Here is an 11,852-nt window from a genome sequence, read left to right as displayed (position 1 = left end):
TCGTTGTCTGGGGGCGTCAGGCTATCTGGTAATCGCTGAGCGGGAAGTGCTCCTGCTCCTTGACGGCCTGTCGAATGGACGTGGGCCGGAACAGCGGCGCCTCGCCGGACTTGTTGAACCAGTATGACCGCGAGTTGGTGCAGTCGCCGAGCCGGAACACCGAATCGTCGAGCAGTGTCAGCATGCGGTCGAGGAATCGGTCGTTGGCTTCCTCTGTGACCTCGAACGCCCGGCCACCGCTGCGCTGCAGTTCACCGAACAGTCGCTTCATGTGCCGCATCTGGTACTCGACGGTGTCGAACCACGACATGCCCACCCAGGCGTACGGGCTGGCCTGGTTGATCATGTTGGGGAACAGCGGCACCGTCATGCCCTCGTAGGCCTGGAACCCGTTCTCCCGCCACCACTTTCCGAGATCGCGACCCTCCCGGCCGATCACCGGGATCGCCGGCAGATTGGATTCCCACACGTCGAAACCGGTGGCGAGAACCAGGGTGTCGACGGTGCGTTTGACTCCGTCGCTGGTGACGATGCCGTCGGGGTCGATGCGCTCGATGCCCGCGGTCTCGAGGTGCACGTGCGTCTTGTTCAGCGCTCGGTAGTACACGTTCGACAGCGTCGGACGTTTGCAGCCGAAGTCGTAGTTCGGGGTGAGCTTGCGCCGCAGCTCCCTGTCCCGGATCGACAGGAAGCGGTGCAGGGCCCCGATGGCCGCCGCCGCGCTGTTCACCGGCCGGAACTGCCGGAACTTCCACATCGCGATGGTCACCATGAGGTCCATGAACAGGTCGCTGGACATCCGCAGAACCCGTTGTGCTGCAGGGAATCTCGCGAAAATCCGCTGCGCGGTGGGGCCGAAGGTGAGGTCGAACTTCGGCATCACCCAGATCGGGGTGCGCTGGTACACGGTCAGCTCGGCGACGTCCTCGGCGAGCTTGGGGATCAGCTGGACGCCGGTCGACCCGGTCCCGATGATCGCCGCCTTCTTGCCTCGCAGCGAGTACTCGTCGTTCCACTCCTGGGCATGCAGCACCGTCCCGGCGAAGTCCTCGATACCGGGGATGTCGGGCTTCTTCGGCTGGCTCAGGTAACCGGTGGCCAGGATGAGGAACTGCGCACGCAGCGTCTCCCCGCCCTGCAGGGACACCTGCCAGGTCTGCGACTCCTCGTCCCAGCGGGCACCGTCGACGGTGGTGTTGAAGCGCATGTAGCGCCGCAGGTCGTACTTGTCGGCGACGTGGTCGGCGTAGGTCTTGAGCTCAGCGCCGGGAGCGTAGAGCCGCGACCAGTACGGGTTGGGTTCGAACCAGTACGAATACGTCGTGGACGGAACATCGACCGTCAGGCCCGGATAGCGGTTGACATGCCAGGTACCGCCGAGATCGTCCTCCCGGTCGAGGATGACGATCCGGCGGTACCCCAGCCTGTTGAGCTGGATCGCGGCGCCCATTCCGCCGAATCCCGCACCGACGATGACAGCGTCGTATTGCTCGGTACTCACGTGGCGATACTACGGGTTTTCACAGGAGCGTTCGTACGGGCGACCGCAGCCCGCTCCTACTTGCTGTCACCGCCATCGGACTTGTCCGCACCGGCCTTGGCGCCCGAACCGTTACCGCCGGCATCCCGCTTGCCGAACTTCGGCGCCTTCTTGGCAGGCTTCGCGTCGTCCGACGAATTCGCACCTGCGGCATCGGCTTTCGGCGCATCGGCTTGCGCGTCAGCGCCGGCCTTGCGGTCCTTGCCGAACGACCATTTCTTGGTGGGCTTGGCGGTGTCGTCCGAGGCCTTGCCGTCGTCGGTCTTGTCGACGACGGGAGTGACCTCGGGGGCGGGGGTCTGCGTGACCGCGCCCTTGTCGTCACCCTTTTCGCCGGCCTCGCCCTTGTCGGCGTCCGCAACCTTGCCCTGGTTGAACTTGTCGGTCAGGTTTTGGATCGCGGTGGCCAGGAAGTCGTTCTTCTTGGCCGGCTTGACCGCGTCAGTGGAGGTGTCCTTGGCGGGCTCCTCGACCTCGGGCGTGGTCTTGGCTGCCAGAAGCGTGGTCGCCGTCGACGTCTCGTCAGGCAGTTGCCCGATCCAGTGGCCGTTCTCGTCGTAGTTCTTCTTGAACTTCGGCGGCACGTAGCTGTTCGGCGGGATGTCGTCGCCCGGCTTCCAGTCCACCGGCATGAACGGGTCTGCCTTGTTGCAATCCGGGCAGAGCACCTTCGCGAAGGGGCGCAGGACGTAGGCCGACAGCGACATCTGCGGGTTCCACAGCGTGCTCTGCGGCACGAAGGGGTACCAGCTCTTCCACAGCGCCGACGTCAGGCGGACCGTGGTGTCCCAGATCTCCTTACCGGAGGGGAAGTCAACCGCCTCGGGATCATTGAGCAGGTAATCCCAGGTCGCATTCCAGCCGGCGTTGGGATCGAGTTTGACGGTCTCGCCTGACCAGTTGGTGGGCAAGCCGGTCTCGCCGAGCTCTTGGCCCCAGTAGGTCTCGTTGGCGCTGATCGGATTGATCACCTCGGGGAACGTGTAGCCGTTGCCGAGGTAGAACTCCCACGGCGCCACCGTGAACATGTGGCTCAGAATGCTGCCCGGGTCGGGGCACGGCGGGAAGCCGGAGCAGCCCGCGTCCATCGGCAGGTTCGCGGCGAGGAAGTAGAACGTCGCGATGCCCGCCTGCTCCGAGTACGGCTTGAAGGGCAGGAGCATGTCCACGAAGCCCTTGGTCATTTCCTCGTTCGGCGGATCCCACCCGAGGACATTGACGTCGCTGTAGACCCACCAGCTCTTGCTCTCTTCCATCGCGGCCGAGAAACGGTTGATGCCGTCGATCTCGGCCTGCGGGATGCTCAGCACCGCGTTGAAGAGATTGGGAATGATGTTGGCGTAGGACTGTCCCGGCTTCAGGCCGGTGCTCGCCGCAACCAGGTCGACGTCCATCGATGTGATGGTCCGTTCCTGGGCGGCGCTCACTGCGGCCTCGACCGGCAGTACCGACCCCGCCGCGATCAACGTGGCCCCGACAAGCGCTACGCCTGTCGTGACGTACGGCCGCAACGCTGATTGCATCTGTGCATCCCTCTCGTCGGACGTGCTCGGGGGTCTCGCGTAACGGGTCACGACGAGATCACGATGACAGTACAGAAGTGTGATGCAGGTGTCCAGCTATTGGAGAATTGCTGCGCCGTCACATGTGTCCACGAAGATGTGGGTGTTCCGCCTGCCTGGCGCACTCGGCGCGCTTTTCGTCATGCGCGCCCCGCATCACCGAAATGTCATGGCTGACCAGGCTTTGCGAATGTCGGCAGCGTCAATATGCGCAGGCGTCAGATCCTCGTCAGCAATGTGAAAGCGCAAACAAGCGTTCGTGGCGTCGGGGTGACAATGCTTTGCCGGAGGCCGGTCCCCGCCTCGGTCAGAGCCCCTCGGCGGCCAACCAGGTGGCGATGCGCACAGCTACCGCCTCCCACCCCGGCTCCAGCATCATGTTGTGCCCCATTCGCGGGAAGAATTCGGGCTCGGTGCGGTAGGCCCGCGCGGTCGCCACCACCTCGGCATGGCTGACGGCGCCGTCGTCGGCGGCCCCCAGCACCAGCATCTGCGTCTGGATCCGGTCCGGATGCGGCCGGTTGACGATCCCGTCGGTACCCGACCGGGCGCTCTCCTCACCCAACCGCTCGGCGTAGCGCAGCACCAGCTCCTCGGGGGTGTGCGGCGAGAAGAAACGCTCCCGGGCCAGCTCAGGAGTGCTGACGTACGGCAGCGTCCGGCGCGTCACCGACATCTTCGCGAAGTGCCAGGGGTGGCGTCGCAACCAGCGCAGCCCCGAGCGCAGGTAGCCCTGCGGGGGCATCGACGCCATCAGTACCGCGGCGGGCGCGTCGTGCGACTCCAGGTACTTCTGCACCACGAAGCCGCCCATGGAGTGTCCGATCAGCACCGGTGGCGTCGCCAGACCGCCGGCAACGGCCGCGACATCGGCTTCGAAGTCGTCGAAGGTGCAGTCGTTGAGGGGTTTGTCGGTGCCGCTGCCGCCGTGGCCGCGCAGGCTCAGCGCCAGCGCTCGATAGCCGCGTTCCGCGAACCAGCCCAGGAAGTGCTCGTCCCAGCACCACGCTGCGTGCCAAGCACCGTGGACGAACAGCAAGGGGGTGGGATGGTCGGCGCTCGCCTGCCCCCGGTCGACAACCTCGAGCAATGGTCTCCTCGGTTTCGGGCGGGTGGGTGGAGCAGCGCAGCGGGCGGGCAGGTGGGCAGCGCCCCTGATAGTACGGTTTCTCCTATGAGGTCGAGCGCCCGACGAGGCGGAACATCCACCGGTGGGCTGCGATTCGGCCTGCTCGACGGGATCGTCAACACCCGCTTCTCGCCGACGGCGGCCACCCGGTTCGCCGGCGCCACCGTGGCTCTCAACGGCGGCGACTCGCTGTGGGTGGGCGATCACCTGAACTCGCTGATCCCCCGCTCGCTGGCCACCCCCGAGCACCTCGGCGTCGGGGCCAAGTTGGTGCCGAAGGTCGACGCGATCCTCGAACCGTGGACGATGCTCGGCCACCTGGCCGCGCGCAACCGGTTCACCCGCCTGCGGCTGGGCGTCTGCGTCACCGATGCCAGCCGGCGCAATCCCGCGGTCACGGCGCAGGCCGCGGCGACGCTGCACCTGCTCACCAAAGGTCGCGCCATGCTCGGCATCGGGGTCGGGGAACGTGAGGGCAACGAGCCCTACGGCGTCCCGTGGGAACGGCCGGTGGCCCGCTTCGAGGAGGCCGTGGCGACGATCCGTGCGCTGTGGAACTCCGGTGGCGAGCCGATCACCCGAGACTCGGAGTTCTTTCCGCTGCACAACGCGGTGTTCGACCTGCCGCCCTACCGCGGCACCTGGCCGGAGATGTGGGTGGCCGCGCAGGGGCCCAGGATGCTGCGCATCACCGGCCGGCATGCCGACGGGTGGGTGCCCTTCACCGTGTCCCGGCCCGCCGACTACTCCCGCGCGCTGACCACCGTGCGCGACGTGGCAACCGATGCAGGTCGCGACCCCGACGCGATCGTCCCCGCGCTCAACCGCGCCGTCGTGGTGGGCCGCACGCGCGATGACGTGGACGAAGCCCTCGACGGGGTCATTCTGAAGTCGTCGGCGCTGGCCGCACCTGCCGAAACGTGGGCCCGGCACGGTGCCGTGCACCCGCTGGGTGCGGACTTCTCCGGCGTGCAGGACCTGGTCCCCCAGACGATCGACTACGAGAGCGCGCTGGCCTACACGAAGGCGGTGCCGCCGTCGTTGATGCGGGAGATCACGTTCAGTGGCACCGCCGACGACGTGCTGGACCAGATCGCGGAGTGGCGCGATCACGGGCTGCGGTACCTGCTCGTGCTGAACGCGAGCCAGCTCAATCCGCGGTTGCGCAAGGCGGTCGCGGCGAGCGGGCCGTTCGGGACCGTGCTGCGGGGGCTCAGGAAGCTCTGACCCACCCTGCCGTCAGCGAGTTAGCTGACTTCGCCAGAGCGTCAGTTTTCGTTACATTGCTGTGCGCGGTCAGCGTGACGTGGGCGGGACCGGCGCTGCCGCCGCATATTTGCCGGCGAGTCAATTTTGCCGCGGCTGATGTCGAGGTCAGCGGCGTCTGCCGGCAGCCGGCGGCTGCGCCGAACTCACCGGAGAGCTTTTCGCAGTCTTTGCACACGGCGGTACTGTGACCGTCTATCGTTGCTTTGCTACGGTCGCATTCGTCCGCCGCATACGGGGAGCGGGTTTGCAGGCGACCGTCACGTCCGACCACAGAAGGATTCCCGATGCACACAGCTCTGCGTCCGTACGCCACCGCTGGCGTCGCGCTGGTGGGGGCCAGCCTCATCGCCGTCAGTCCCGTCGCTCCGACTCCGCACACGACCGTGGTCCGTGACGTCGACGTCGCACTGACGGGCTCACTGGCCAACATTCCGGCCAACGCGTTCATGGCCGCCCTCAACACCCCGGCCAACATGGTGTTCGGCATCCAGCGGTTCGCGGACGCGATGGCAGCCAGCGGCAGCTGGGAAGTCTCGCAACCCAACAACGTGTGGGGCTGGGATCCGGCGAACCCGGAGATGCTCGAGGGCTTCGTCGACATGCTGGTGCCGTTCCCGGCGCTGTCGCGCCCGCTCGGAGAGCACCTGAACTGGTGGGCCGCAGCAAATCTCCCCATGCACGAGGGTTGTGCGTTCGAGTGCACCGACCCCATCGGCATGCTGCAGTCGATGTTCACGGTGCCGATGTGGAAGTTCTACTCCCCCGAGGGCTACACCTTCGGTGAGGTCATCAATCCCGTCGACGGCAAGCCCACCGAGTGGTCCGGCCAGACGATCAAGCTCGACCGGTTCGAGGTCATCAAATCCGTCGCCGACTACTTCACCGGTGAGCCCCAGGCTTTCCGGCCGGTCACGATGTACGACTTCGTCACCGCCAGCGCCAATCTCGCTGCCGCACTGCAGGTCACCGGGCACGTCCCGGACTGGCTGGCCGTGCGCGAGATCGAGACGTTCGTGAAGCTGTTCGTGCCCAAGCCCGAGAACCCCGCCGTCGAGGACAAGGACTACCCGGACAACCCGACGGGCTGGCCCGGGGGCGCTCCCGAGACCGAGACCAGCCGTGTGGTCAGCCTCGACACCGTGACTGCGCCGCCGTCGCCGGAGGCGCAGGCCCCGGCGCGCACCGCCACCGGGCTGTTCGGCAAGAAGACCGCGCAGGTGACCGACGTTGCACAGACGACGGAGAAGGCCACGGGCGCTGACGAGGCGACCGGCGACACCGACGCGGCCGAGCTGGCTGACGCCGCTCCGTCCACCGAAAAGCCCACCGAAAAGCCCACCGACAAGCCCACCGGGACAAAGGATCGCACCGGGTCGTTCAGCGTGGCCTCGACGGTGGAGAACCTGCAGAAGAAGTTCGCCGCCGCCACCGAGAAGACCACCGAGAAAGCCACCGAGAAAGCCACCGACAGGGCGGCAGACAGGGCTTCGTCGCGCACAGCGGACCGCGCGGCGAAGTCGAGCGCTTCCTCATCCGATTCGGGCTCGGCGAAGACCTCGAAGAAGGACTCCGGCGACAACGAGTAGGTGGAAAAGCCGGTGGAGAGTGCGACCGTCGGCGGTTAATCTACGCCGATGCCATCCTGGGAGGCGCTCGCGGCGTTCGCCGTCGCGTCGGTCATCATCATCGCCATTCCTGGACCGAGCGTGCTGTTCGTCATCGGCCGGTCCCTCTCGTCAGGTCGGCGCGCCGGACTGCTGAGCGTGGTGGGCAACGAGCTCGGAGCCCTCCCGCTGGTAGCCGCCGTCGCCCTTGGCGTGGGAACCGTGGTGGCACAGTCGATCCTGCTGTTCACGGTGATCAAGCTCGCAGGTGCTGCGTACCTGGTGTGCCTCGGCGTCCAGGCGATCCGGCAGCGACGGGACCACGCCGTCGTGGCGGCCTCCGGCCAACCACCCGCCTCGTCATGGGAGAGCCTGCGCCACGGCTTCGTCGTGGGCGTGACCAATCCCAAGACCATCGTGTTCTTCGTCGCAGCGCTGCCGCAGTTCGTCGACATCCACGCCGGCAACGTGGCCACCCAGATGATGGTCCTCGGGCTCGTCTTCACCCTCATCGCCTGGGCGTGCGACACCGTGTGGGCGCTGGCCGCGGGGACCGCCCGCGCGTGGTTCGCGACCTCTGGTGACCGCTTGGCAGCGCTCCGCGCGGCCGGCGGCACCATGATGATCGGACTGGCCGGCGCACTTGCGCTGACGAGCAACAAGGCGGCCTGAGAGCTACCCCCGGTGCTCAACGCGTGCGGGGACCGAACCAGGCGCGGTTGCCGAACCGGTCGAGGTGCACCACCTCGTCCACCGGCCTGCGCGTGGTCGGGCCGTAGCGGCCCTTGGGCCAGCCCAGCGGCACCACCGCACACGGCGTGACGTCCATCGGCAGCCCGAGGATGCGCCGCGCGGACGTGAGGTTCCACAGCGGGAGCGTGATCAGCGAGGCGCCGAGCCCCATCGAGCGGGCCGCCAGCAGCAGGTTCTGCACGCTGGGGTAGATCGATCCGAAGAACGCCGATGCCGCCGCGTGCGGCATCGGCACGAACGGCACCTTGCCCTCGCGCGCGCCGAGTCGCAGGCACGCGATCACCAGCACCGGAATCTCGGTGAAGTGCTCCAGCTGCCATTCGATGGCCTTGACGCTTTTGGCCATCTCCTCGTCATACGACGCGATGTCGGCAATGGACGTGCGGTGAAAAGCGCGCCACGCCAACCGGTATCGACGCTGCAACTTCCTCTTGACGCGCTGGTCCTTGACCACCACGAATTCCCAGTTCTGCCCGTTGGCGCCCGTCGGGGCCCGCAACGCGAGCTCGATGCACTTGAGCACGATCGCGTCGTCGACCGGGTCGGGGCGCACCCGACGGATCGCCCGCTGGGTCATCATCGCCTCGACGAGCGACATGTCCAGCCGGGCCAGCGCGTCATCGGCGCTCGGGATGGGTTCGGGCATGCTCACGCCTCCCGTGCGATCCATGATGCCGTGAACTGCTGCATCTGCGGGACGTCGCGGGCGATCAGGTCGGCGACGTAGCGTTCGATGCGGCCCCCCATCACCGGGATCCGGACCTCGACCGTGCCGCGCACCCGCAACCGCGACCCCGTCGGAATCGCCTGCAGCACCATGGTTCCCGACCCGGAGCTGGGCACCCCGCGAGCGGTGATGCCGAATTCGCCGTGCACCTCTGCTGCGTCGGCACCCGGCCGCCACGACTCCCTGCGCGTGATCGAGGTGTCCCCGGGCAGCATGCGCCCGATCTGCCCGGGCAGCATGTCCTGGCGCAGATCCTGCGTGGTCTGAACGACGACGGCGCCGTCGGGCTCGACGGTCAGCGAATCCAACGTCATCGAATCGCCACCGTAGGCGGCCAGCCGGGCCAGCCAGTAGTCCCTGGTGCCGAAGGCGGCGAGCACGTCGGCGACCTCGGCGCTCGCCTCGGCACTCACGTCGAACGGGCGCGCCACGGTTAGCGACGCTCCGATGATGCGCGACCGAACACCTTGTCGGCGACCCGGCCGGCGAACCGCCGCGCCTCCTCGAGGTGTTCGTCGTTGATGTTCGTCGGGGGCAGCTTCATGCCGAGGTAGCGCTCCTTGTACTCCCCCGACCCCAGGTAGCTGGTCAGCGACAGCATGGACGGCAGCTCCCCACCGGGGTAGGTGAAGTGGATCCCGTCGACGTAGCGGCCGCCCTTCTTCTCGGCCAGCTTGCGGACCCCGGCGAGGTTCTTGCGCCACTTGCGCCGGCACACCACGAACACCGCAAATCGCTTGCCGTCCAACACCGGCCGCGCCTCATGCGACATCAGGAACGTGCGCAGCGGCATCGACACGGTGTCCCACCACGTCGGCGAACCGATGCAGATCAGGTCGTAGGAACCGGTGCGCACCGCGTCGGGGGTGCGGATGTCGCCGGTGCGCTTGAGCGTCTGCGCAGGCAGCATACCGAGAAACTCCGGCCACACCCGCTGCATCGGGAAGCGGGAGAACCGCTCGGCGTAGCGGGGATCGGTGAACTCGATCGGCGCCTCGGTCACGTCGTAGCCGCGGGCACGGAACACCTCGGCCGCGGCGTCGAGCACCTTTTTGGCCTGCCCGGTGTAGCTGTAGTAGAGCAACAGCACCTTCGGTGATTCAGCCAACTCCGGCACATCCTTTCCTGGCCTGGGGAACCCGACGTGCCACGCCGGGCCTCGAGCGCATAGCCTCACACACGTGAACGACAAAGTTGCGGTCAATCTGAGCGGCCCCGCGAAGACGATGCTGTCCACGTTGTACCTCAAGGCGCTCGACGCCGACTTCGACCAGCCGATCCTCGGCGACACGTTCGCCAAGGCCGCGATCGGCAAGCTCGACTTCGACTGGAGTGAGCTCGAGATCACCCCGAAGTGGGCCCCGCTGTTCACCGTTCGCACCGCGCAGTACGACATCTGGGTGCGGCAGTTCATCGCCGCGCACCCGGAGTGCACCGTCGTGCACCTGGGATGCGGGCTGGACTGCCGCGTCTTCCGCGTCGACCCCGGGCCCGGCGTCCGTTGGTACGACGTCGATTTCCCACAGGTGATCGCGCTTCGCGAACAGATCTACCCCAGCCGGGACAACTACGAGCTGATCGCGACGCCGGCCACCGAACCGCAGTGGCTCGAGCAGATTCCCGCCGACCGGCCGACGCTGCTGATCGCCGAGGGCATCAGCATGTACCTGACCGAGGACGAGGGCATCGCGCTGCTGCGCCGGTTCGTCGACCGCTTCGGCACCGGCGAGCTGCAGATCGACTTCTTCAACTGGCTGGCCATCAAATCCCAGAAGAGCCAATCGCTGGTACGCACCTCCGGCTCGGTCCTGTACTGGGCGGTCAACAGTCCCCAGCAGATCCTCGACAAGCTGCCCGACATCCGGTTGCTCTCCGCGACAACGTTTTTCGACGCGAGCACCTATGCCCGCACCAGTCGCGGCATGCACGCGCTCAAACGTCTGGTCGCGGCTGCGCCGCCGCTGCGGACCTCGTTGCAATACCATCGCTTCGCGTTCGGCGCCTAGGCGCCCGTGGTCGCGGCCTGCTTGGCCGCGATGCTGTGCAGCTGCGCCTCGATCGCGGCGATCGACTTGTCGCGATCGGGGCCGTGGCTGTGGTACTCGATCATCAACTGCCCGCTGAAGATCTTCGACGTGTAGATCTCGATACCTGCGCCGACCGCGAAGTAGAACTCGCCGTGGCTGGCGGCCACCTCCATGTCCGGCGGAGTGCGCAGTGGCGGCACGATGCCGTTGTCGGTGAACATCACCACATCGGGCAGACCGGGCGGGTTGCCGACGTACTGCGGGCTGAAGTGCAGGAAGCTCTGCTGGATGACGCCTTCGGCGATGTCCTTCTTGTACGTGTCGTTGATGTCGCGGGCCAGCGCCGCCACATCGGTACCCGGATGGATCTCGGCGAGATATGTCGCGATCCCCACCGGGTTGGTGCTCTCGGTCGCCGACACCGGCGGCGTCAGCAAATAGCGCAGATCGACCGGATACACGTACGGCACCGGGATGTTGGGGGTGTTGCGCACCTGCCACTCGGCCATCAGCACCGCGGCCGACAGAAGACTGTTGAGGCCGAGCTTGTTGGCCCGGCAGAACGCGATGATCTTCTCGGTGTCCTGCGCCGAGAGGGTGCAGTACTCCATCGGAACCAGTTGCGGCAGCACCGGATTGGTTTCCGAGGGCGCGCGGCGCGACGGCGGCAGCTCGTAGGCGAACATCGCCGCCAGCAACCGCTCCAACCCCGAGCGCGGCCTCTTCTCCACGCCGCGGCTGGCCAGGATGACCTCCAGCGGCTCAGGTGCGGGATGCACCTTCACCGGCCGGGTGGTGCCCGTGGTCACCAGATCGGTGTAGGTGGAGAACAGCTCCTCGACGAGACTGAACTGGTGGTGGCCGTCGGCCAGACTGTGGTGGATGTAGAGCGTCGGCTGGGCCACCCCGTCGCGGATCGTCAGGCGCAGATGCACCAGCGACTGGGTCTGATCGAAGATCAGCGGCGGAGCCGGCTCGTCACCGGTCAGCTCCACCACCTCGATACCCGGGTGCATCAGATCGTCGAGCACGATCTCCCACTTGCCGTCGGGCAGCTGCTCGAGATGCCCGCCGAGCACAGGATGCGCCTCCAGGAGCGCGTCGAACGCGTCCGACAGCGCGTCGGCGTCCATCGGACCCTTGACGTGCGCCGCCAACCCGATGAAGTTGTGCGTCTCGGCGAACATCTCCTCGCTTCGGGCGAGCTTACGAATCCCCGAGGACGGAAACATCGGTATCAA

11 protein-coding genes are annotated in these 11,852 nt (G+C 66.9%); 4 read left to right on the top strand and 7 right to left on the bottom strand.

The features are described 5' to 3' along the window. Positions 1-16 precede the first annotated feature (16 nt). The 3 genes from ACZYYX_RS18410 to ACZYYX_RS18400 form a co-directional block, all read right to left on the bottom strand. Positions 17-1,501, bottom strand: coding sequence for a flavin-containing monooxygenase (locus ACZYYX_RS18410; protein WP_463816031.1), 1,485 nt, complete (start codon positions 1,499-1,501; stop codon positions 17-19). 56 nt (positions 1,502-1,557) lie between these two features. Next, the gene (locus ACZYYX_RS18405) at positions 1,558-3,063 is read right to left on the bottom strand and encodes a cell envelope integrity TolA family protein (protein ID WP_463816030.1); all 1,506 of its coding nucleotides are present in this window, start codon (positions 3,061-3,063) and stop codon (positions 1,558-1,560) included. Positions 3,064-3,409: 346 nt separating this feature from the next. Beyond that, positions 3,410-4,192, bottom strand: coding sequence for an alpha/beta hydrolase (locus ACZYYX_RS18400; RefSeq protein WP_463816029.1), 783 nt, complete (start codon positions 4,190-4,192; stop codon positions 3,410-3,412). An 84-nt stretch (positions 4,193-4,276) separates the two neighbouring features. Here ACZYYX_RS18400 and ACZYYX_RS18395 point away from each other — a divergent pair, with 84 nt between their 5' ends. The 3 genes from ACZYYX_RS18395 (at position 4,277) to ACZYYX_RS18385 (ending at position 7,776) form a co-directional block, all read left to right on the top strand. Further along, complete coding sequence (locus ACZYYX_RS18395) at positions 4,277-5,458, top strand: LLM class flavin-dependent oxidoreductase (RefSeq protein ID WP_463816028.1); 1,182 nt, start codon at positions 4,277-4,279, stop codon at positions 5,456-5,458. Between the two features lie 326 nt (positions 5,459-5,784). Next, positions 5,785-7,086: a hypothetical protein gene (locus tag ACZYYX_RS18390; protein WP_463816027.1), complete on the top strand. Its 1,302-nt coding sequence runs from the start codon at positions 5,785-5,787 to the stop codon at positions 7,084-7,086. Between the two features lie 48 nt (positions 7,087-7,134). Beyond that, positions 7,135-7,776: a LysE family translocator gene (locus tag ACZYYX_RS18385; RefSeq protein WP_463816026.1), complete on the top strand. Its 642-nt coding sequence runs from the start codon at positions 7,135-7,137 to the stop codon at positions 7,774-7,776. A gap of 16 nt (positions 7,777-7,792) precedes the next feature. Here ACZYYX_RS18385 and ACZYYX_RS18380 read toward each other — a convergent pair whose 3' ends face one another. From ACZYYX_RS18380 to ACZYYX_RS18370, 3 genes are read right to left on the bottom strand one after another with little or no spacing between them, the layout of a single operon-like run. Further along, the gene (locus ACZYYX_RS18380; RefSeq protein WP_463816025.1) at positions 7,793-8,503 is read right to left on the bottom strand and encodes a nitroreductase family protein; all 711 of its coding nucleotides are present in this window, start codon (positions 8,501-8,503) and stop codon (positions 7,793-7,795) included. A gap of 2 nt (positions 8,504-8,505) precedes the next feature. Continuing rightward, a complete protein-coding gene (locus ACZYYX_RS18375) occupies positions 8,506-9,015 on the bottom strand; it encodes a DUF2505 domain-containing protein (protein WP_463816024.1) in 510 nt (169 codons plus the stop codon). 2 nt (positions 9,016-9,017) lie between these two features. Further along, a complete protein-coding gene (locus ACZYYX_RS18370; RefSeq protein ID WP_463816023.1) occupies positions 9,018-9,692 on the bottom strand; it encodes a flavodoxin family protein in 675 nt (224 codons plus the stop codon). Between the two features lie 73 nt (positions 9,693-9,765). On the opposite strand from ACZYYX_RS18370, the gene ACZYYX_RS18365 reads away from it, so the two are divergent. Further along, positions 9,766-10,590, top strand: a complete 825-nt coding sequence (locus ACZYYX_RS18365; RefSeq protein WP_463816022.1) for a class I SAM-dependent methyltransferase — start codon at positions 9,766-9,768, stop codon at positions 10,588-10,590. Here ACZYYX_RS18365 and ACZYYX_RS18360 read toward each other — a convergent pair. Next, positions 10,587-11,843 carry a phthiocerol/phthiodiolone dimycocerosyl transferase gene (locus tag ACZYYX_RS18360; protein WP_463816021.1) on the bottom strand — a complete coding sequence of 419 codons (1,257 nt, stop codon included), beginning with the start codon at positions 11,841-11,843 and terminating at the stop codon, positions 10,587-10,589. The genes ACZYYX_RS18365 and ACZYYX_RS18360 overlap by 4 nt on opposite strands. Positions 11,844-11,852: the final 9 nt, after the last annotated feature.

The organism is Mycobacterium sp. IDUB_1 (assembly GCF_055419625.1).
Note: the sequence above shows the minus strand (reverse complement) of the source record. Positions and strands in the feature narration are given on the sequence as shown.

Excerpts from the sequence above, each read along its gene's own strand:
- ACZYYX_RS18405 (WP_463816030.1), bottom strand. The coding sequence starts at position 3,063 with ATGCAATCAGCGTTGCGGCCGTACGTCACGACAGGCGTAGCGCTTGTC.
- ACZYYX_RS18395 (WP_463816028.1), top strand. The coding sequence starts at position 4,277 with ATGAGGTCGAGCGCCCGACGAGGCGGAACATCCACCGGTGGGCTGCGA.
- ACZYYX_RS18390 (WP_463816027.1), top strand. The coding sequence starts at position 5,785 with ATGCACACAGCTCTGCGTCCGTACGCCACCGCTGGCGTCGCGCTGGTG.
- ACZYYX_RS18385 (WP_463816026.1), top strand. The coding sequence starts at position 7,135 with ATGCCATCCTGGGAGGCGCTCGCGGCGTTCGCCGTCGCGTCGGTCATC.
- ACZYYX_RS18380 (WP_463816025.1), bottom strand. The coding sequence starts at position 8,503 with ATGCCCGAACCCATCCCGAGCGCCGATGACGCGCTGGCCCGGCTGGAC.
- ACZYYX_RS18360 (WP_463816021.1), bottom strand. The coding sequence starts at position 11,843 with ATGTTTCCGTCCTCGGGGATTCGTAAGCTCGCCCGAAGCGAGGAGATG.